Below are 20,436 nucleotides of genomic sequence, written 5' to 3' on the forward strand. Positions count from 1 at the left end.
GGCTCGATGCTAGCGGTCGGTCGGCTGATCTGAGCTGTTTGACCGTTTTGCCACGCCTACGCGTGGCTCCCAGTCGGATACCCGGTCAGATACTCGGCCAGAACCCGGGCGTGGTTGACCACCGGGTCTTTCGCCCCGTAGACGAGAGTGGTCGTGCCGCCGGCGGCAGACAGCGCCCAAAATTCGTCGATGGCCTTGAGCGTTGCCTGATTGCCGTCAAGCTCGGCCCGGTAGCGCGCTGCGAAGTCATCGAGGCGCTCTGGATCGTGGTTCCACCAGGTGCGGAGCTCCGGCGTCGGCGCGATGTCCTTCAGCCACGCATCGAGGTGCGCGTGCTCGGTCGTCACTCCCCGGGGCCACAGACGATCGACAAGCACCCGCACGCCATCGCTCGGGCTGGCATCGTCGTAGGCCCGCTTGATCACAATGGTCACAGCGGGTGCGTGCGCACCGGTCGGGTCGGCGCCCATCTGGTCGGCGCCCGTCTGATCGGCGCCCGTCGGATCGGCGCCCGTCGGATCGGCGCCCGTCTGGTCGGTCTTCTTCGATTCAGCGCTCATGAGCCCAGTGTGCCCTCGGCGCGACTCGCCGTCGAGGCTGAGGCCAGTTCGGCAGCCAGGGCCTCCGGGTCAGTGGTCGGCAATCGGCAGACGAAGTCGCGGCAGAGATACGCCGTCGGCCGATTTGCGACGACCCCACGATCGGCGAAGAGCGAGAATCCGGCCGCCGCGAAGGCCCCAGCCTGGTGAGCGGTGACGGATGCGACGAGGCCGGTCGGGTGACGGCGGGCGACGGCCAGAAGGGACTCGCTCTCTGGCCGTGCGTCGGGCGAAGCGTCGGGCGAAATGACAACAAGCTGAATCGTGGGGGCGGCACTCCGCGCCATCGCCCGCACGGTGGCGCCGAACGCGAGCGGCTGGGCGAGAGCGAGGGGTGCGACGACGCTGAGCGCCGCATCGCCCGCCTCCCGATAGCGTGCATCCCCGGTGAGTTGGTACAGCAGTCGTGCCGCATCAGCGGTTGCCGTCAGTCCGGAGGGATAGGCGCCCTCAGATGGGTCAAGGGACACGGCAAGTCCCTGGGCGACGAGCACCGGATCGCCCCCGGTCGGAACCCGGAACGGCAACGGCGCAACCGCTGTCGTCGCGGCGGAGGCCGTCGTATCCGTGGCCGATGTGTCAGCGGCCGACGTGTCGGTGGCCGTCGTGTCGGTGGCCGTCGTGTCGGTGGCCGTCGTGTCGGTGGCCGTCGTGTCGGTGGCCGTCACTAACGTGCTGTCAATGAGACGGCGAGCCGCAATGGCATAACGGACCTCGCCGGTGACAAGCGCGAGTTCAAGGAGGCCCTGTGCACACATCCCGTAGTCCTCCAGCGTTGCCGGCGCCAGGGAGATCCGCCCGTCCACCGAAGCCCGCACGAGGCGATCGGCTGTGACGTGGGCGGCGAGGAGGTAGTCGGCGGCCCGCCGAGCCGAGTCAATGGACTGTGGATTGTCCGCGATGAACCCGGCACGGGCGAGCGCTCCGATTGCCAAGCCGTTCCAGCCGGTGAGCACCTTCGCGTCGAGCGCCGGCGGCGTCTGCCGACGCCTGGCCCTCTCGTCGAGGGTGTAGTAGCCGCCTTCGACGCGCTCACCGTCGACGGTGCTCTCCGAATCCTGTGCGCTGGCGAATCCCCCGGAGGGTAGCTGCATCACCGACTGCAGAAACTGTGAAACGCCGTCGGCGAGGATGCGCGCCCACGGTTCGTCGGTCAGCTGACGCGCTCGCGCGGTGAGTTGCAGCAGTTGCGCGTTGTCGTAGAGCATCCGCTCGTAGTGCGGTTCTGACCAGTCGCGGTGCACGGCGTAGCGAAAGAACCCGCCCTCGATCGGATCGCGAAGCGGCGACGCGCCCATCACTTTGAGTGTGTGCAGTGCGAGGGCCTCACCGACGGCCGGCTGCTCGAGCAGAAAACCGAGGGTGGGCGCCATCGGAAACTTCGGCGCGCCGCCGAAACCACCGAAGAGCTGGTCCTCCTGCTCGGCCAGCTGCGTCACGATGCTGTGCGCAGCGTCTGCGGTCAGCCCGGCGCCCGGCGCGCCAGCGGAGCGAGAGTGGTCCGGGTCATCCGAGCCATCCGCCTCGCCTGTGCCACGCGCGGCCAGCGCCGCAGCCGCCGGAAGCGTGACGGCCGCCACCGCGTCAGCCACGCGCTGTGCCCCGGCGATAACGGCATCACGGCGGTTGATCCACGCATCCGTCACGGCATCAAGCACCTGGCTGAACGACGGTTGGCCCTGCGCCGGGCGCGGCGGAAAATAGGTGCCGGCGAAGAAGGCCTGCCCGTCGGGGGTGACGAAAACGTTGAGCGGCCAGCCCAGGTTCTGGGTGAACGCGCTTGCCGCCGCGAGATAGCTGGCGTCGACATCGGGGTTCTCTTCCCGATCGACCTTGATGCTGACGAACCGGGCGTTGAGGGTGGCGGCGAGCGCTGGATCGCTGAAACTCTCCCGCGCCATGACATGACACCAGTGGCAGGTCGAGTAGCCGATCGACACGAGCACCGGAACATCACGGGCGCGTGCCTCGGCGAAAGCGTCGGCACTCCAGGCGAACCAGTAGACCGGGTTGTCGGCGTGGGAGCGCAGGTAGGGACTGATCGCGTCGGCGAGACGGTTGGTCATGCTTCCATTCTGCTCGTGCCCGCCGCATGTCGCTCGGATCGACCTCAGGAAAGAAGCGCCTGAGCCTCCCGTTGGCGCCGTTGCACCCGCATCCAGACGAAGAAGCCGATGAGGGTGAAGACGCCGTAGAACACGTAGAGCACCGCCGACGCGTAGTAGCCGGCGCTGACGAGCAGCGGCACGCCGACGATGTCGACGGCCACCCAGATCAGCCAGAACTCGGTCCAGCCCTTCGCCATTCCGTAGGTGGCCAGAAGCGAACCCGTGAAAATCCAGGCATCAGCCCAGACCGGTTCGAACGAACCGAGGGCGGTGAAGATGGGGGTCAACACGAGCGTGCCGCCGATCATGCCGGCGCCGAGCAGGATGCGTACCCGATTGCCGGCCCAGTGCGGGGTCACGGCGACGCGGGTCGGTGAATTGCGTGCCCGCGACCATTGGATCCAGCCGTAAATCGACACCACGATGAACATGATCTGCCGCCCGGCTTGCCCGTAGAGGTTGATCGGGTTCGGGGTGCCGAAGACGGCACCGAGAAACACGGTGAAGAGCAGCAGGTTGCCGGCGATTCCGACCGGCCAGGCCCACACCTTGCGGCGCATCCCGCCGAGGGCACTGGCGAGGCCGAAGAGATTGCCCACGATTTCGCGCCACAGGATGGCTTGGGTGCCGATGTGCAACTGGGCGTCGAAAAGCCACTCGATCAGGTTCATTGGTCGAGCTGCGCCTCAGCGTCGTCGACCGGCTGCGCCCAGCTCTGCTTGGCGGTGCGCCAACCGTCTTCGGCCAAGCCGCGTTTCCAGTAGCCCGAGATCGAGAGAAACTCCCGCGGAACGCTTTTCTCCACCCGCAGATACCGGCGAAGCTCGCGCACGAAGCCCGCATCCCCGTGCACGAATGCGTGAACCTGACCGGCCAAGAATTCGAGCTCTTGCACCGTGGCCGCGATGTCGGGGGTGCCGGCCGGGTTGTCTCTGTGCAGCCAGATGATCCGAACGTCGGCGGCGGATGCGATCTGCTGCTCGTCGGCCGGAGAGCTCACCTCGATCACGGCCAGCGCGCGGCTCCCGGCCGCAAGCGATTCGAGTGCTGCGGCGATGGCGGGCAGCGCCGAGTCGTCTCCCACCAGCAGATGCCAGTCGGCGGTCGGCTTCGGCGCATAGGCGCCGCCGGGGCCGGCCAGGTAGATCAGGTCACCGGCGACCGCGTTGAGCGCCCACGGAGCGGCGACGCCCTCGTCGCCGTGCACGACGAAGTCGATCGCCAGCTCGCCGGTTTCGGCGTTCCATGACCGCACCGTATAGGTGCGCATGACCGGCCACCACTCGGGTGCCAGGTCGCGTTTCACCTCGTCGGCATCGTAGGGAACGCCGTACGGGGCATCCTGTGGTGCAAAATGCAGTTTCACGTAACTGTCGGTGGAGTCCCCCACCGCAAACTCGGCGAGGCCGGCACCGCCGAACACCACTCGCACCATATGCGGGGTGAGCCGTTCGGTGCGCAGAACCTCAGCCAGCCAACGGCCTCGCGTCGGCCGAGCGGCGGGCGCATCGTTGACGACCACGGACTCTGATACGGGTGCAGACACAGGCTCTTCTTTCGGCAACGAGCGGACTCAGCAGAACTCAAAACTCAGGCAAACCTTACTAGCAGTTGCCCTGTCTTTTTTCCGCGTGCTGCAGTGAGCTACCAGACGATGGCGGTGGAGTCCGCGAAAAGCTCACTCGGGAGGCTGGCCCGCACCTGTGGCAGGCCGCGGGTGATCGACTGACGGATGCGTTCGCGCAGCTCGTCGCTCGTGACCCGGTAGTTGGTGAAGTCGGAATCCTTGGCGTACACGCCCAACGGAAGAGTCAGCGCCTGAAAGAAGCTGAACAGCGGGCGGAACTGGTGCTCCAGGATGAGCGCGTGCCGGTCGCTGCCCCCGGTCGCCGCCAACAGAACCGGCTTGTCGATCAGGGCGTATTGCCCGACGAAGTCGAAAACATGCTTGAACAATCCGGTGAACGATGCGCGGTAGACCGGCGAGGCGACGATAAGCAGGTCGGCGTTCTCGATCTTGCGCAGCTCTTGCTCGGCGGCATCCGACAGCTCATCGCGGTTCAGCGCACCGGAGAACTCACGCCCGATCTCGCTCAGCTCGATCAAATGCACGTCGATCGCAAGCTCGTTGCCGAGCACGTCGAGAATCTCGCGCACGAGAGCAGTGGTCTTCGACGGCGAGTGCAGGCTGCCAGAGACGGCGACAACGTTCAAGGTGTACGACATGTTTCGACGGTACGACTATCTGGCGGATGCCGCCGACTGCGTCGAAACATGACGTAAAAGTTGGCGGTGGTCTTCGGTGGTCGAGAGTCGCCATCGGTGGTCGAGGAGCGCGCGAGCGCGAGCGAGCACGCGTCTATTAGGTATATGACCGTTTCGTTGATCGAGGAGCGCGCGAGCTTGCGAGCACGCGTCTCGAGATCTCGCGAGCCAATCCTTGAACTCGGGTTGAGTTCGAACATCGGCTCGCGAGGTCTCGAGACACTCGCTGGCGCTCGCTCCTCGACCACCGGAATGGTGATATTCGTCCACCACCATGCCGCGCAGCGGCCCGGAAGCTCGAGACCAGGCGAGCTGATCTCCGGACTTGGGTCGCGTTTGAGGATCGGCTCGCGAGGTTTCGACCCGATCGCGGGCGGCCTCCTCGACCAACGAAAGAGGCTAGTTGACCTCGTTCGGGTGCGCGCTGACCCGGCCGACACGTTCGAGAGCCGAGATCGCTGCGACCTCTGACTTCGTCAGCGAGAAATCGAGAACATCAAAGTTCTCGGCCATGCGCGCACGGTTGTTCGACTTCGGGAACACGATGTTGCCCACCTGCAGGTGCCAGCGAATGATGACCTGGGCCGGCGACTTGCCGTGTGCCTCGGCCGCCACCGCGACGACCGTCTCCTCGAACAATGGGTACTTGCCCTGGCCGAGCGGGCCCCAGGCTTCGATGGCGATCCCGTGACGACGTGCGTACTCGGTCACCTCCGGCTGCTGGTGAGCGGGGTGCAGCTCGATCTGGTTGACGGCCGGAACCACGTCGGTCTCAGCCAGCAAACGACTCAGGTGCGGAACCAGGAAGTTCGACACACCAATCGAGCGTGCGCGACCGGAGTCGCGAATCTGCTCGAGTGCCTTCCAGCTCTCGATGTACAGGTCATTGGCCGGGGCCGGCCAGTGGATCAGGTACAGGTCGACGTAGTCGAGGCCGAGCTTCTCCAGGCTCTCATCGAAGGCGTCGAACGCGGACTGGGTGCCCTGGCGGTCGTTCCACAGCTTGGTCGTCACGAACAGGTCTGACCGGTCGACGCCCGAAGCGGCGAGTGCGTCGCCGACACCCTTTTCGTTGCCATAGATCGCGGCCGTGTCGATGTGACGGTATCCGACCTCGAGCGCATCGGTGACGATGCGCGTCGTCTCGGTCGGTTCGACCTTGAAGACGCCGAAACCGAGCTGCGGGATGGTGTGGCCGTCGTTGAGCGTAAGCGTGGGCACGGTGTTTGTCATCGGTCCAGCTTAGGGATAGCCACTCCCGCAGCCCGGTCGCACAATCAGGATCCCGTGATAAGGGTGCCCGGTAGTTCGTACTGCGCCTGGGCCGGCGCGGTCTCCGTGTCGACGAGGTCGGCGATCAGGGTGACCACCTGGCCGGCGATTGCGGCCCAATCCTGTTTGACGGTGGCCTGGAACGGTCCACCCTTCTCGATTTCGGCGAGCGCGAAGTCCTGGCCGTCGACGCCGACGACGGGCACGCCGGTGACGCCTGCCGCATTCAGCGCCTGGGTGACGCCGAGCGCCGGCTCATCCCAGCCGCCCCAGACGCCGGTGACCTCGGCGCCGCGCGCTGAGATGATGTCCTGCATCGAGGTGCGGGCGCTGTCGACCGCGCCGGGGTTGTCGACGTGCTTCTCCTCAAGAACCGTGATTCCCGCAGCCTCGAACGTCGCCCGTGCACCCGCCGCACGCGCCTTGACGCCCGGGTGCGGTTCGTGGGTCATCATCACCACAGAGCCCTGTCCGCCCATCAGCTCGATCAGCGCCGACGCGCTCTGCTCGCCGAGGTCGGTGTTGTCGCTCGTGACGTTGGCCGCAATCAGCGGGTTCTCGGCGGCATCCATGGCGAACACCGGGATGCCGGCGGCATCGGCCGACTTCAGGCCGAGCGAGATCTGGGTCGGGTCCCCACTGCCGAGCACGATGGCGTCGGGCTGCTGGGCGACGGCATCCTGGAACGCGCTGTTGAGTTTGTTCATGTCGCCGGCTGTGTCGACGACGCTGACGGTCCAGCCCCGCTTCTCACTTTGGGCGGTGAGCTCGTCGATCGATTCCTTGGTGGCGGCGCTCGAGAGGTACGGGGTGAGCACAACGACACTGACGGCGTCGTCGCCCGCCGGTGTGGTGGCCGCCGAGCAGGCGGAGAGGGTGAGCACGAGGGGCAGCGACAGCGCTGCAGCAACCGTGAGTCGTCTGGACATCTTCATGGTGGAGCCTTTCGTGATGATCTGTGTTCAGGTGCGGGGTGTTCAGGTGCAGGGTTGCAGTCGGGCGAGTGCGTGAAAACTGGGGCCGAGCGCGTCGTAGAGCGCTCGGTGGATGGGCAGCAGCTCCCGGTAGAGGGCGGCTTCCTGGCCCGGTTGGGTGACCAGTGCGCTGCCCAGTTCGGCGACCAGTTCGGTGACCAGTTCGGTGTCACCTGACCGGTCAAACAGAGGGCGGATGCGGTTGTCGAGCCCGAGGGCATCCGCGGCGAGCATCGCGGCCGACACGGTGGCCGACTCATCGCTCGCACCGGCACGGCTGACGATCGGCATCTCAAAGACCGAAGCGAGGATGCGCTGCCAGAGAGGCGAGGCCGCCCCACCGCCGACGACGGCGATGCGATCGGAAACCGCGACGGCGCCGGCCCCCCTCATCTCGGCATCCCTCATCTCGGCCTCCCTCATATCGTCGGCAGCATGCCGCAGTCCCATCGCCACACCGGTGAGCACGGCGAGGTAGAGGTCGACGGCATCGGTCTGGTCGGTCACGCCGACGAAGGTTCCGCGAGCAGTGTTGTCGCGCACCGGCGTGCGCTCACCGTTCAGGCCAGGCAGACAGAGCAGTCGGCTCGGCAGCCGTGCGTCGAGTCGTGCCCCGCCGAGCGCATCGGCCTCGGCGAAGCTACGCCCGGGCAAGAAGGTGGCGAGCGCCCAGGCCGCCGAGGCCCCGGCAGACAGCACGGCGCCGATCCGGAGAGTTCGGTGCCAACCCGGCAGCACGATCGCGTGCTGGGCAGACGGCTCGGCTCGGTGTTCGGCGGGCTGCTTGGCGGGCTGCTCGTCGGGCTGCTCGGCGGAGCCCGCCCCGACGACCTGCGCGAACCATCCGGTCGTGCCGAGGTAGAGGTAGGCGTCTCCCGGCTCAGTTCCGACGAGTCCGTCGGTGGTTGCAGCCGCATCTCCCATTGCCAGAACGAGTGGGATGCCCGCCGGAAGCCCGAGGTCGTCTGCGGCGTCGACGCTCAGCGTTCCGATGATCGAATCGGCGCTCGCGCGGCCCTGAACCAGCCGGGGAAGCTGGTCGCTCCGTGCGCCGGTTGCCGCAACGAGATCCTCGAACCACTCACGGCGGTCGACGTCGAGCAGTCCGGTGACCGATGCCGTGACCAGATCGCAGGCGGCCTCTCCCCCGGCTCGCCAGAGGAGGTAGCCGGCTGCGCTGAACAGCAGCGCCGTTGTCGAGTGCAGGGTGTCAGGCTCGTGTTCGGCCAGCCAGGCCAGTTTCGCCGCGACATTCGAGGAGTCCTGCTGATTGCCGGTGCGCAGCGCCCAGCCGGGAAATGCGGCGGCCAGGCGGTCGTGTTGGGTGTCGGCGCGGGTGTCTGAATACAGAAGTGTGGGGCGCAGCGCGCCGGCGGCATCCGTGCAGATCAGGTCTTGCATCTGCCCGGTCGCGGCGAGGGCTACGACGTGGTCGCGGTGAACGTCGGCAGCGAGGGCGCCGGCAGCGAGCGCCTCGGCCAGTGCGGCAACCGTCGCGTTCCACCAGTCCGCCGGGTCTTGCTCCCGCTCGCCGTTCGGGCCGGTGCTGGTCGGATACTCGGCGCGGCCAGTGGCCAGCGTCTCGCCGGAGACCGCGATCAGGGCGACCTTGACACCCGATGTGCCGAGATCGACGGCGGCGATCACCGCACCACGGTGGGCTGGGGCGCCCGGCCTCATCGCCGCTTGCGGCTCAGCCGGCTGAGGCTCACCGCGAGAAGGATGATGACTCCGGTCAGCACCTGCTGCACATAGCTGTTCACCTGCAGCAGGTTGAGTCCGTTGCTCAGCACACCGACGATTCCGAGGCCGACGGCTGTGCCGCCGATGGTCGGGGAACCGGTGCGGGACAACGTGATGCCGAGAAAGACGGCTGCGATCGAGCTGAGCATCATCGGGTCGCCGGCCGAGGGATGCCCTGAGGCGAGACGGGCGGTCAGGATGATGCCGGCGAGCGCGGCGCCCCCGCCCGAGAACAGGAACGCGGTGAATCGCACCCACTTGGTGTTGACGCCCGAGAGTTTGGCTGCCTCCGCATTGCCGCCGATGGCATACCAGCTGCGGCCGAGCACCGACTTGGAGAGCAGAAACCAGACCAGGAGCATCAGCACGACGGCGATCACCACGGGCACGGGAACCGGCCCGATGCGGCCCTGACCGAGCCAGATGAACGATTCGGGCAGGCCGAACACCGTGGTTCCGTTGCTGAGCAGCAGGGCGAGTCCGGTGAACGAGGTCATCGTGGCGAGCGTCGCGATGAACGCAGAGAGGCCCAGGTAGGCCACGAGAAAACCGTTGATCGCCCCGGCGACCAGCCCGGCGCCGAGGCCCAGCAGAATGGCCGTCACCGGATGCATGCCGCCCACGAGCAGTTGCGCGACGATCACTCCGATCAGGCTGGCCAGTGCGCCGACCGAGAGGTCGAAGTCGCCGACCACCATGACGATGGTCTGCACCGACGCGACGATCGCAAGCACGGCGACCTGTTCGAGGATGTTGCTGAAGTTCAGCGGGGTGAGAAAGATCTGCGGCTTGAGCAGCCCGAAGAGGGCGACCAGTCCGACCAGCCCGAGCAGGGTGCCCAGTGAGGCCAGTCGGGCGGGGAGCCGACGAGCCCCTGGCCGGGAGCCGGCTCGCGCGGGAGTGGAGCGAGGCATCAATCGGCCTTTCGGTAGCAGTGGTGAAGAATCGTCGCCTCGTCGGCGTCGGCGGCCGGGAGCACGGCGCTCAGCCGCCCCTCGCGCAGCACGGCGATCTCATCGGCGAGACCCAGCAGCTCGGGAATCTCCGACGACACCACAATCACAGCGACTCCCGCGTCGGCCAGCCGTCGAATCACCGCGTAGATCTCGGCTTTCGTGCCGACGTCGATGCCGCGGGTCGGCTCGTCGAGCAGGAGCACGCGCGGCTTGCGCTCCAAATACTTGGCCAGTACGACTTTCTGCTGGTTGCCACCGGACAGCTCGTCGACGGTTTGGGAGAGCGACGCCGCAGTGATCTGCAGCTGGGCGACGCCACGCTCGGCCATCACCCGTTCCCGTTGGCGCGACGCGATGCCGAACCGGCTGAGCGCCGTCAGGTTCGCCAGGGCAATGTTGCTTCTGATCGACGCGGTCATCACGAGGCCCTGTCGGCGACGCTCTTCGGGAACCAGCGAGATTCCGGATGCCATCGCCCGCGTCACCGATCCGCCCGCCAACGGTTTTCCGTCGAGGAGGATCGTGCCGCCGCGCATCCGTTCGTCGCCGGCGATCAACCTGAGCAGTTCGCTGCGGCCGGACCCGGCCAGGCCGGCGATGCCGAGAATGCGGCCGGCGGATGCCGTGAGGCTGACGCCCTGCAGCCGGTGCCCGCACAGGGCGTCCACCCGCAAGATCGCAGAGTCCGAAAGGCCCGCGCGCGGAAGCCCGGCACTCGGGAGGCCAGGGTTCGAGCTCTCGGCGCCTGTCGACACGATACCGGCGGCCCCGGTGCCGACCAGCGTCGCCCGCGCGGGGAAAACGTCGTTCTGGGCGCGACCGATCATCGCGGCGACGACATCATCGGTGTGTGTCTCGCCCACGGGTTTCGTCCAGACGCGGCTGCCGTTGCGCAGCACTGTCACGGTGTCCGCGAGCCGGAAGACCTCGTCGAGGCGGTGCGAGACATAGATGATCGAGGTGCCTGTTGCGCGCAGGGAGTGCAGCACGGCGAACAACTGCTCGGTTTCGCTGGCGGTCAGCGCCGCTGTCGGCTCGTCGAGGATCAGCAGGCGGGCATCCCTGGCAAGCGCACGCGCCAGCGCGACCATTGTCTGCTGCACGGCCGACAACTCGCCGACGGGTACGCGCAATGGAATCCGCTGGCCGAGCCGGGCCAGCTGCACCGCGGCATCCTGTTCGAGGCCGCGCCGGCTGACGAGGCCGAAGGAGCCGGGCTGCTTCTGACCAAGAAAAATGTTCTCTGGGGCGCTCAGCGTCGGAACCAGCGTCAGCTCCTGCGGGAGGGCGACGATGCCGAGCTTCTGCGCATCTTTGATAGTGCGCACTCGGCGGCGCACGCCGTCAACCTCGATGTGACCGGCATCGGCGGGGATCACGCCGGCGAGCATCCGGATCAGCGTCGACTTGCCGGCACCGTTCTCGCCGAGCAGCGCGTGGATCGTGCCATGCGGAATGCTGAGATGAATATCGTCGACGACAGTGGCCGAACCGTAGACCTTGCTGAGCCCGCGAATCGACAGCAGCGGCAGAACTGTGCGCTCTGAACTGTCGAGGAGCTCTGAACTGTCGAGGAGCGCCGGGCTGTCGGCGCGTTCAGACACGTCGGTGGGGAGCATACGCATTGTGACCCCACTGACTCAACGAACCGACAAAGTAGGACAATCTTCTCAGATTCGCACCGAGAGGGGCGACAGCGCGCCGTCTACGTGCGCCACGGCTTATTTGCGCCACGGGTCCCCGGCGAAGCCCTGACCGCGATTGCCGCGTCGACCAGGCCGACCTGTTCCCTTCAACGCGACCATCGTCTTGGCCGGGTCGCCGGCACCATTCCAGCCGATGCGTCCTTCCCACTTCTCGCGCAGGCCAGCGACCTCATTTTCGAGAGAACGGAGGCCGTCTCTGAAGTTCATTACGGAAAACGGGCCCCCCTCCTCTCCCTCTCGGTGATCGAGGAGCGCGCGAGCTTGCGAGCACGCGTCTCTTAGGCATATGACCATTTCGTTGATCGAGGAGCAGCCGACGCAGGAGGCCGCGTCTCGAGATCTCGCGAGCCAATCCTTGGACTTGGGTTGCGTTTGAAAGTCGACTCGCGAGGTCTCGACCCGATCGCGGGCGGCCTCCTCGACCAACGAGATGGTCAAATTCGTTCACCACAATGCCGCGCAGCGGCCCCATAGCTCGAGATCCCGCAAGCCGAAATTGCTCGACCACGAGAGCCTCCGCCAGGCAATACGATGGAAGGCTCATGATTCCCGTGCAGATCACCTTCCCCCCTGAACTTCCGGTCAGCCAGCGCAAGGACGACATCGGCCGCGCCATCCGCGACAACCAAGTCGTGATCGTCGCCGGCGCCACCGGCTCTGGCAAGACCACCCAGCTGCCGAAAATCTGCATGGAGATCGGCCGCGAGTCGATCGGGCACACGCAGCCGCGCCGGCTCGCCGCCCGCACCATCGCCGAACGCATCGCCGAAGAACTCGGCCAAGAAGTCGGCGAACTCGTCGGCTACCAGGTGCGCTTCACCGACAAAGTCGGCGCCAACACCAAGATCAAGCTGATGACCGACGGCATCCTCTTGAACGAGATGCACCGCGACAAGCTGCTGCGCAAGTACGACACGATCATCATCGACGAGGCCCACGAGCGCAGCCTCAACATCGACTTTCTGCTTGGCTATCTGCGCCAACTGTTGCCCAAGCGCCCCGATCTGAAGCTCATCATCACCTCGGCGACCATCGATCCGCAGAGCTTTGCCGAGCATTTCGCCGATGCCGACGGCAACCCAGCGCCGATTGTCGAGGTCTCGGGCCGCACCTATCCGGTCGAAATTCGCTACCGCCCGCTCGTCGCCGAGGCCGTGCTCGATGACGATGACTCCGCCACCGACGGTGCCACGACGGATGCCGCCCCTGCCGTCGACCGCGATTACATCGAAGGCATCAGCGCGGCCCTCGACGAGCTTGAGCGCGAGTCCAACGGCGACGTTCTCGTGTTTCTCTCCGGTGAGAACGAGATCCGGGATGCCGCCGACGCGTTGCAAGGAAAGTACGCGTCGTCATCGCGCACGAGTCCGACCGAGGTGCTCCCGCTCTACGGGCGTCTCTCCTCTGCCGAGCAGCACCGCGTCTTCCAGCCGTCGACGGTGGCCGGAGTGCGCCGCCGCATCGTGCTCGCGACGAACGTGGCCGAGACCAGCCTGACCGTGCCGGGCATCCGCTATGTGATTGACGCCGGCACCGCCCGGATCAGCCGCTACAGCGTGCGCTCGAAGGTGCAGCGTCTGCCGATCGAGGCCATCTCGCAGGCGTCGGCGAACCAGCGCTCTGGCCGCAGCGGCCGCACCAGCGACGGCATCGCCATCCGGTTGTACTCCGAGGAAGACTTCAACCGCCGTCCCGAGTTCACCGAGCCAGAGGTGCTGCGCACCAACCTGGCCGCGGTCATCCTGCAGATGATCTCGCTGGGCCTGGGCGACATCGCCGCCTTCCCGTTTCTCACCCCGCCCGATTCGCGCGGCATCAAAGACGGTCTCGACCTGCTCACCGAGCTCGGCGCGGTCGAACCGCCGGCGAAGGCGCGCGGCCCGAAAACCGGCAACGCCGCAATCGACAACGCGACGTCGACGACCTCGAAACTCACCCGCGTCGGCCACCAACTCGCGAAGCTGCCGATCGACCCCCGCTTCGGTCGCATGGTCGTCGAGTCGAAGACGCAGGGCACCAGTCGCGAAGTACTCGCGATCGTCGCCGGCCTGACCATTCAGGACCCGCGCGAGCGCCCGCTCGAACGCCGCCAGCAGGCCGATGAGCATCACGCCAAGTTCAACGACCCCACGAGCGACTTTCTCACCCTGCTCAACCTCTGGAACTACCTCGAAGACAAGCAGCGCGAGCTCGGCTCCAGCGCGTTCCGCCGGCTCTGCAAGACCGAGTACCTCAATTACCTGCGGGTGCGCGAGTGGCAGGATGTCTACCGCCAGCTGCGCCAGCTCGCCAAGCCACTCGGCTTGCACCTGGGCGACCCGAGCGTCAATCCCGACGGCATTCACCGCTCACTGCTGGCCGGTCTGCTCTCGCACCTCGGCTTGAAAGACACCGCGAAGAAGGACTACGTCGGCGCGCGTCAGCAGCGCTTCGTGCTGTTCCCCGGATCCGCGCTGGCCAAGAAGCAGCCCGCCGCGGTGATGAGCGCCGAGCTCGTCGAAACCAGCCGGCTGTTCGCCCGGATGAACGCCGCGATCGACCTGGCCTGGGCCGAGCCGCTGGCCGGCGACCTGGTCAAGCGCAACTACTCCGAGCCGCACTGGGAGAAGAAGCAGGGCGCCGTCGTCGCCTACGAACGCGTCACCCTCTACGGCGTGCCGATCATTCAGAAGCGCCGCATCCAGTTCAGCCGTGTCGACCCGGTCTATGCCCGTGATCTCTTCATCCGCGAGGCCCTCGTCGAGGGCGAGTGGGACCTCGACCGCGTCGACCGGCGCCTGTCTGCGTTCGACCGCGAGAACAAGAAGCTCCGCGCTGAGCTGGCTGAGCTCGAGGAGCGCACCCGCCGCCGGGACATCCTCTTCGACGACGAGGCCGTGTTCGAGTTCTACGACAAGCGAATCCCCGCGGATGTCTGCTCGACGCGCACCTTCGAGGCCTGGTGGCGTACCGCCCGCCAGGAGACCCCTGACCTGCTGACGATGACGGCCCAGACGCTCGTCGCCGAGGACACCCCCGAAATCGACGAGTCGCTCTTTCCGCCGGTGTGGCAACAGGACGACCAGCGTTTCGCGCTCAGCTATCGGTTTGAGCCGGGGTCAGCGGATGACGGGGTGACGGTTCAGGTTCCGCTCGCGCTGTTGGCGCGGCTCTCCCCCGCCGGCTTCGACGGCCAGGTGCCCGGTTTTCGGGTCGACCTCATCACGGCGCTGATCAAGTCGCTGCCGAAGGCCATTCGTCGCAACGTGGTGCCGGCGGCCGACTGGGCTGCGCGCCTCAACAAGGAGCTGCCCTCGTCGGTCGATTCGGTGGTCGAGCCTGTCGAGACCCCGTTCACCGAACTCCTCGCCGCCCAGATCAAGCGCCTCACCCACGTGCCGGTCACGGCCTCCGACTTCGACCTGTCCCGCATCCCGCAGCATCTCCAGATGACGTTCCGCGTGGTCGACGAGCGCGGTCGCACGGTCGACTCCGGCAAGGATCTGCGGGAGCTGCAGCGTCGACTCGGCGGCAAGGCCCGCGAGAGTGTGGCCGCCGCATCCGTTGCCGCGGCCCCGAACGCGATCGAGAAGTCGGGGCTGACGGCCTGGTCATTCGGCGAGCTTCCCCGTTTTATCGACACCAAGCAGGGCGGCAACACGATTCGTGCCTACCCGACACTGATCGACGAGGGCGATTCGGTGGCCATCCGCTTGATGAGCACCGAGGCCGAACAGGCGCGTACCCTGCCGAGTGGAGTGCGCCGTCTGCTCCTGCTCGCCACGCCGTCGCCGGTCGCCTATGTGCAGCAGCACCTGACCGGAACCGAGAAGATGTCTCTGGCGACGAGCCCGTATCGCAGCACGCCTGCGCTCTTCGACGACTGCCTGAGCGCCGCGGTGAACGACGTGCTCTACCGCATCCGCCCCGACGGCCAGGTGTTCATGAAGGCCGAGTTCGACACCATCCGTGACCGCGTTTCCGGCGTCGTGATGGACACCATGTTCGAGACCGTCGGACTCGTCGCCCGCATTCTCGCGGCGTCGCGGGCGGCCGAGAAAGCGCTCAAGGCGTCGACCAGCATGGCCCTACTCGCCCCGCTGGGCGATGCCAGGGCTCAACTCGACGGGCTCATCTACCCTGGCTTCGTCAGCGCCATCGGGCTCACCCAGCTGCGGCACCTGCCGCGCTATCTCGGCGGCATCACCGCCCGTATCCAGAAGTTGCTCGACAACCCGGGCCGCGACCGCGTCTGGATGAACGAGGTACAGACGGCGCTGGCGAAGTTCACGGATGCCGGCGGCACGATCCCCCTGGCGCCCGATGCCCCGGCCAACCTGGTGCGTGCGCGCTGGATGATCGAGGAGTTGCGGATCAGTCTCTTCGCGCAGGAGCTGAAGGCGGCGGAGTCGGTCTCGTTGCAGCGCATCCAGAAGGCCTTGGCGGGCTAAGAAAACCCGCCGCTTCGTTGGTCGAGCCTGTCGAGACCCGGTTACAAGATCTCGACAGGCTCGATCAACGATCTTCTACAGAACCTTCGACAAGAACGCCTGCGTGCGCTGGTGCTGCGGGTTGCTCAGCACCTCACGCGGGTCGCCGGACTCGACGACAACGCCGCCATCCATGAACACCAGCGAGTCGGCAACCTCACGGGCAAAGCCCATCTCGTGGGTGACAACGATCATGGTCATGCCGTCCTTGGCGAGCCCCTTCATCACGTCGAGCACTTCGCCGACGAGTTCGGGGTCGAGTGCGCTGGTCGGCTCATCGAACAGCATCAGCTTCGGTTCCATTGCGAGGGCACGAGCGATCGCCACGCGCTGCTGCTGGCCGCCGGAGAGGTGCGCCGGGTAGTAGTCGGCCCGATCGGCCAATCCCACCCGGGCGAGCAGCGCGAGAGCTCGTTCTTTCACGACGGCTTTGGACTGCCGCTTGACCCGGATCGGCGCTTCCATCACATTCTCGAGCGCTGTCATGTGCGGGAACAGATTGAACCGCTGAAACACCATGCCGATGTCACGGCGTTGCTTGGCCGCTTCCCTCGGGTGCAGTTCATACAGTTTTCCGTTCGTCTCGCGGTAGCCGACGAGATCGCCGTCAACGCTCAACCGACCGGCCGAGAGAACCTCGAGGTGGTTGATGCAGCGCAGGAACGTCGACTTGCCCGAGCCGGACGGCCCGACGAGGCACATGACCTCGCCGCGCTTGACCTCCAGCGAGATGCTCTTGAGCACCTCGTTGGAGCCGAAGCTCTTCGAGACACAATCGGCGAGCACCATGGGGGTGTCGACGCCGGTGTCTGCAACTCGAATCAGTGGATCTGTCATCGCAGGCCTCCGTCACCGTTGGTGGAGTCGTCGTGCTTCGGCGGCAGGATGACCGTCGGCTGACCGGCACCGATGATGGGCAGCGTGCCCGTCACCGAACCGGTCTGGTCGCCGACCTTGCGGTCGGGGCGACGGTCACCCACTCCGCGGGCGAAGCGCTTCTCCAAGAAGTACTGGCCCACCATCAGAATCGAGGTGAAGAACAGGTACCAGATGGACGCGACGATCAGCAGCGGAATCGGGTTGAAGGTCTCAGCCGAAATATCCCGCGTGCGTGTGTACAAGTCGAAGGTGAACGGCACAGCCGTAACCAGCGACGTCGTTTTCAGCATGGAAATGACTTCGTTGCCGGTCGGCGGGATGATGACGCGCATCGACTGAGGGATGATGACACGCACCATCGTCTGCAGCCAGCTCATTCCGAGGGCCGTTGCCGCTTCATCCTGACCACGATCGACCGACAGCAACCCGGCGCGCACGATCTCAGCCATGTACGCGGCTTCGTTCAGTGCGAGTCCGATGACCGCCAGGGCGAAGGTGCTCAGCGCGACCTTGGTCTCGAAGGAGACCCACGGCTCTTGAAACGGAAGTCCGATGTCGATCGACTGGTAGATGATCGAGAGAAGACCCCAGAACACCAGCTGAACGTAGACCGGAGTACCGCGGAACACCCAGAGGTAGACCCAGGCGATGCTCTTCACGACGGGGTTCGGCGACAAGCGCATCACGGCCAGCGTCACGCCGAGGATGATCGCGATCACCATCGAGTAGACCGTGAGCTGAAGCGTCACGAATGCAGCCTGCGTCACGCGGCGATCGAAGAGGTATTTGCCCACCGCCGGCCAGTCGAAGGCCGGCCGCTGGGCCGCATCGATGATGAACAGAGCGACGATGAGCACCAACACCACCGCGAACACGTTGCGCCACGGATGCCGCAACCGGATCGCCTTGATGGCCGCCGGTGAACCGGCGCCGTCCGGCGGGAGATCTCCCGCCGGACGGTTCACAACAGAATTCGTCATTGACTAGCCGTTCGTCGCAGCGTTGATCGTGATGGTCTTGATGCCACCGTCGGTGACACCCCATGCTTCCAGGATCTTGCCGTAGCTGCCGTCGTCAACCATGGACTGCATCGCTGCCTGCACGGCCTTGGTCAGTTCGGAGCCCTTCTTGACCGTCATGCCGTAGGGCGCGACGTCGAAGCTCTTGCCGGCCGGCTGCAACTTGCCGTCCGTCTTGGAGATGGCGTAGAGGGTGACCGGGGAGTCGGCGCTGAGCGCGTCGGCCTTTCCGAGAACGACGGCGTTGGTCGCTTCTTCCTGCGAGCTGTACGGCAGCACCTCAATCGTCGCCTTGCCGGCGTCGGTGCAGGCCTTGATCTTCGCGGGCAGCTCATCGGTGTCTTCAACCGTGTTCGACTGCACAGCCACCGTCAGGCCGCAGGCGTTGTCGGGGTCGACGGTCTTGCCGACCTGCGAGGCCCAGAGGATGCCGGCGTTGTAGTAGTTGACGAAGTCGACCTGCTTCTCACGCTCGGCGTTGTCGGTGAACGAGGACTCGCCCATGTCGACCTTGCCGCCGGTGATGCTCGGGATGATGTTGTCGAAATCAGCGATCTGGTACTCCGGCTTGAGGCCGAGCTTCGCGGCGATGCCGTTTGACAACTCGATGCCCCAGCCGATCGGCTGGCCAGACGGGTCCTTGTACTCGTTCGGCGGGTAGGCCGCGTCGGTTCCGATGACGAGCTTGCCTGTGCTGGCAACGTCTGCGGGAACCAGTGCCGCAGCGGCGTCATCCTTGGTGATCCCGCTGCCGCCGGACGGGGCAGACGAGCCGCCGTCTGCGGGTGTCGTGTTGTCAACACAGCCGCTGAGCAGCAGGGCTGCGACGGCGGCGAGTGCGGGGAGTGCGAAACGAGCGCGCATTGTTAAACCTTCTTCGTGTCGGGTAATTCTGATTCGTCGTCGAATCCGTGAAGAGCAGATTCCCACAACTATCCCCCAAAGAGCGGTCGATGGCACCCTCCGATTCAGAGTTGTCACAAAATCGTCACCTGATCGGTTTGTCGGTGACCTGTCGCGGAGCTTTCATCCGGTGCATCCGCGGCAATAGACTTGTCAGATCGTGCGCAGCTACTTGGACCTCCTGAAGACCCCGGGGGTCGGTCGTATACTTGCGGCCCAACTCACTGCCCGTTTTCCGTTCGGGATGCTCTCACTGGCGTTTCTGATCCACATTGAGCATGCCTACGGTTCCTATGGCGCTGCCGGCCTCGTACTCGGCGCGATGAGCATCGGCCAGGCCATCGCCGGCCCGCTCACCAGCCGCCTGATGGGCCGGTGGGGAATGCGCCTGGTGATCTCGATCACCATGAGCATCTGTGCACTCGCCATCGTCGTGATGGCATTGGTGTCGCTTCCGATTGTCGCGCTACTCATTGTCGGGTTCATCGCCGGCCTGTCGATGCCGCCGATCCAGCCGGCCGTGCGCACGATCTACCCCAAGCTCGTCAACTCCAGGCAGCTCACTCCTCTCTTCTCGCTCGATGCGTCGGCCCAGGAGATCATCTGGGTGGTCGGCCCGGTGGTCGCGACTTTCGTGGCCATCCAGGTCAGCAGCGTTGCAGGCATCCTGCTCGCCGCCGTGTTCTTGGTCGGCGGTGGCATCTGGTTCGTGTTGTTGCCCGAGGTCGGGCGAGTGCGCATTCCGCGCAGCAAGCGCAAGATCGGAGCCGTGCTCAAACGGCCGGCCGTTCTGCTCAGCACCATCGTCGGATTCATGCTCGTGGCCGCCTGCGCCTCGGTCGAGGCCGGCGTCGTCGCCGCGTTCGGGCACGGCAGCTCTGACTCTGGCTGGGTGCTCGCGATCTTTGCCGTCGGGTCTTTGGTCGGAGGGCTCGCGCTCGGCCATGTGCCGATCGGACCCTGGGCGCTGGCCGGACGCATGCTCATCGTCACGATCGGCATGGGGCTCGCCAGCCTCTCGCTCAACTTCTGGTGGCTCTCCGCCACTCTGTTTCTCGCGGGCGTCGGCATTGCGCCGGCCTTGGCCGTGCTGTTCGGAATCGTCTCGGCGAGCGTGAGGTTCTCCGAGACCGCCGAGGCATATGGCTGGGTCGGCACCGGGCAGCTGATCGGGGCGGCGCTCGGCTCGGCCGTCGCCGGCTTCTCCATTGACCACTACGGCCCCACGTCGGCGATTCTTGCGGCGACGGGCTTCGCGCTTCTCGGCTGCATCATTCCCACGCTCGGTCGGCGCTGGCACCCCGACCTCCGTGGTCGGGATGCGAGTCCGATCCCGGACACCGAGCCGGTGATGGTGGTTTCGTAGCGCCCTCTCGCTCGCCCTGGCCGCCCCTCTTCTCCGTTGCCTTCCTCACCCTTGCCTCCCTCTCCCTTCCCTTCCTCTCCTCGCGACCTTTTACTCCTCGCGACCTTTTGCTCTTCGCCGAACTGTGGCAGATGACCATTCCGCGGCGGAAAAGTGGTCATCTGCCACAGTTCGGCG

The 20,436-nt window shown here is 66.0% G+C and carries 16 protein-coding genes; 2 read left to right on the plus strand and 14 right to left on the minus strand.

Translation table 11 applies throughout. The annotated features are described in order from the left end of the window. Positions 1–56: 56 nt before the first annotated feature. The 11 genes from ABD791_RS16495 to ABD791_RS16545 all read right to left on the minus strand — a co-directional run bounded on the left by ABD791_RS16495 (position 57) and on the right by ABD791_RS16545 (position 11,830). Positions 57–560 (minus strand): DUF488 domain-containing protein, encoded by a 504-nt coding sequence (locus ABD791_RS16495; RefSeq protein WP_345068699.1) that lies wholly within the window; start codon positions 558–560, stop codon positions 57–59. After that, positions 557–2,665 carry a thioredoxin domain-containing protein gene (locus ABD791_RS16500; RefSeq protein ID WP_345068701.1) on the minus strand — a complete coding sequence of 703 codons (2,109 nt, stop codon included), beginning with the start codon at positions 2,663–2,665 and terminating at the stop codon, positions 557–559. The genes ABD791_RS16495 and ABD791_RS16500 overlap by 4 nt, the downstream gene beginning before the upstream one ends. 44 nt (positions 2,666–2,709) lie before the next feature. Continuing rightward, positions 2,710–3,378 (minus strand): nicotinamide riboside transporter PnuC, encoded by a 669-nt coding sequence (gene pnuC / locus ABD791_RS16505; RefSeq protein ID WP_345068703.1) that lies wholly within the window; start codon positions 3,376–3,378, stop codon positions 2,710–2,712. Then, on the minus strand, positions 3,375–4,253 hold the full coding sequence (locus ABD791_RS16510; RefSeq protein WP_345068705.1) for a siderophore-interacting protein: 879 nt from the start codon (positions 4,251–4,253) through the stop codon (positions 3,375–3,377). The genes pnuC and ABD791_RS16510 overlap by 4 nt, the downstream gene beginning before the upstream one ends. A gap of 98 nt (positions 4,254–4,351) precedes the next feature. Then, positions 4,352–4,933 (minus strand): FMN reductase, encoded by a 582-nt coding sequence (gene msuE, locus ABD791_RS16515; RefSeq protein WP_345068707.1) that lies wholly within the window; start codon positions 4,931–4,933, stop codon positions 4,352–4,354. A 438-nt stretch (positions 4,934–5,371) separates the two neighbouring features. Then, positions 5,372–6,205 (minus strand): aldo/keto reductase, encoded by an 834-nt coding sequence (locus ABD791_RS16520; RefSeq protein WP_345068709.1) that lies wholly within the window; start codon positions 6,203–6,205, stop codon positions 5,372–5,374. Between the two features lie 44 nt (positions 6,206–6,249). Beyond that, on the minus strand, positions 6,250–7,179 hold the full coding sequence (locus ABD791_RS16525) for a sugar ABC transporter substrate-binding protein (RefSeq protein WP_345068711.1): 930 nt from the start codon (positions 7,177–7,179) through the stop codon (positions 6,250–6,252). Between the two features lie 42 nt (positions 7,180–7,221). Further along, positions 7,222–8,865, minus strand: a complete 1,644-nt coding sequence (locus ABD791_RS16530; protein WP_345068713.1) for an FGGY family carbohydrate kinase — start codon at positions 8,863–8,865, stop codon at positions 7,222–7,224. A 29-nt stretch (positions 8,866–8,894) separates the two neighbouring features. Beyond that, complete coding sequence (locus ABD791_RS16535) at positions 8,895–9,875, minus strand: ABC transporter permease (protein WP_345068715.1); 981 nt, start codon at positions 9,873–9,875, stop codon at positions 8,895–8,897. Then, entirely contained in the window at positions 9,875–11,542 is a 1,668-nt protein-coding gene (locus ABD791_RS16540; protein ID WP_345068717.1) for a sugar ABC transporter ATP-binding protein, read from the minus strand. Before ABD791_RS16540 ends, ABD791_RS16535 begins: the two co-directional genes overlap by 1 nt. 96 nt (positions 11,543–11,638) lie before the next feature. Beyond that, positions 11,639–11,830: a hypothetical protein gene (locus ABD791_RS16545; protein ID WP_345068719.1), complete on the minus strand. Its 192-nt coding sequence runs from the start codon at positions 11,828–11,830 to the stop codon at positions 11,639–11,641. A gap of 335 nt (positions 11,831–12,165) precedes the next feature. Between ABD791_RS16545 and hrpA the strand changes: the two genes are divergently transcribed. Further along, complete coding sequence (gene hrpA / locus ABD791_RS16550) at positions 12,166–16,053, plus strand: ATP-dependent RNA helicase HrpA (protein ID WP_425562264.1); 3,888 nt, start codon at positions 12,166–12,168, stop codon at positions 16,051–16,053. Between the two features lie 75 nt (positions 16,054–16,128). On the opposite strand, the gene ABD791_RS16555 is transcribed toward hrpA, so the two are convergent. The 3 genes from ABD791_RS16555 to ABD791_RS16565 are packed head-to-tail and all read right to left on the minus strand — an operon-like array spanning position 16,129 to position 18,854. Further along, the gene (locus ABD791_RS16555; RefSeq protein WP_345069030.1) at positions 16,129–16,881 is read right to left on the minus strand and encodes an amino acid ABC transporter ATP-binding protein; all 753 of its coding nucleotides are present in this window, start codon (positions 16,879–16,881) and stop codon (positions 16,129–16,131) included. Positions 16,882–16,925: 44 nt separating this feature from the next. Beyond that, on the minus strand, positions 16,926–17,951 hold the full coding sequence (locus ABD791_RS16560) for an amino acid ABC transporter permease (RefSeq protein ID WP_345068723.1): 1,026 nt from the start codon (positions 17,949–17,951) through the stop codon (positions 16,926–16,928). Positions 17,952–17,954: 3 nt separating this feature from the next. Then, positions 17,955–18,854: an ABC transporter substrate-binding protein gene (locus tag ABD791_RS16565; RefSeq protein ID WP_345068724.1), complete on the minus strand. Its 900-nt coding sequence runs from the start codon at positions 18,852–18,854 to the stop codon at positions 17,955–17,957. Between the two features lie 199 nt (positions 18,855–19,053). On the opposite strand from ABD791_RS16565, the gene ABD791_RS16570 reads away from it, so the two are divergent. Further along, positions 19,054–20,259, plus strand: a complete 1,206-nt coding sequence (locus ABD791_RS16570; RefSeq protein WP_345068725.1) for an MFS transporter — start codon at positions 19,054–19,056, stop codon at positions 20,257–20,259. Positions 20,260–20,436 lie beyond the last annotated feature (177 nt).

The organism is Glaciibacter kafniensis, assembly GCF_039538945.1.
Lineage (GTDB): Bacteria > Actinomycetota > Actinomycetes > Actinomycetales > Microbacteriaceae > Cryobacterium > Cryobacterium kafniensis.

What these genes read in the sequence shown, in the direction of transcription:
- msuE (WP_345068707.1), bottom strand. Translation starts at nt 4,933, where the DNA reads ATGTCGTACACCTTGAACGTTGTCGCCGTCTCTGGCAGCCTGCACTCG.
- ABD791_RS16545 (WP_345068719.1), bottom strand. Translation starts at nt 11,830, where the DNA reads ATGAACTTCAGAGACGGCCTCCGTTCTCTCGAAAATGAGGTCGCTGGC.
- ABD791_RS16500 (WP_345068701.1), bottom strand. Translation starts at nt 2,665, where the DNA reads ATGACCAACCGTCTCGCCGACGCGATCAGTCCCTACCTGCGCTCCCAC.
- ABD791_RS16535 (WP_345068715.1), bottom strand. Translation starts at nt 9,875, where the DNA reads ATGCCTCGCTCCACTCCCGCGCGAGCCGGCTCCCGGCCAGGGGCTCGT.
- pnuC (WP_345068703.1), bottom strand. Translation starts at nt 3,378, where the DNA reads ATGAACCTGATCGAGTGGCTTTTCGACGCCCAGTTGCACATCGGCACC.
- ABD791_RS16565 (WP_345068724.1), bottom strand. Translation starts at nt 18,854, where the DNA reads ATGCGCGCTCGTTTCGCACTCCCCGCACTCGCCGCCGTCGCAGCCCTG.
- ABD791_RS16520 (WP_345068709.1), bottom strand. Translation starts at nt 6,205, where the DNA reads ATGACAAACACCGTGCCCACGCTTACGCTCAACGACGGCCACACCATC.
- ABD791_RS16525 (WP_345068711.1), bottom strand. Translation starts at nt 7,179, where the DNA reads ATGAAGATGTCCAGACGACTCACGGTTGCTGCAGCGCTGTCGCTGCCC.
- ABD791_RS16560 (WP_345068723.1), bottom strand. Translation starts at nt 17,951, where the DNA reads ATGACGAATTCTGTTGTGAACCGTCCGGCGGGAGATCTCCCGCCGGAC.
- hrpA (WP_425562264.1), top strand. Translation starts at nt 12,166, where the DNA reads ATGATTCCCGTGCAGATCACCTTCCCCCCTGAACTTCCGGTCAGCCAG.
- ABD791_RS16540 (WP_345068717.1), bottom strand. Translation starts at nt 11,542, where the DNA reads ATGCGTATGCTCCCCACCGACGTGTCTGAACGCGCCGACAGCCCGGCG.
- ABD791_RS16555 (WP_345069030.1), bottom strand. Translation starts at nt 16,881, where the DNA reads ATGGTGCTCGCCGATTGTGTCTCGAAGAGCTTCGGCTCCAACGAGGTG.
- ABD791_RS16495 (WP_345068699.1), bottom strand. Translation starts at nt 560, where the DNA reads ATGAGCGCTGAATCGAAGAAGACCGACCAGACGGGCGCCGATCCGACG.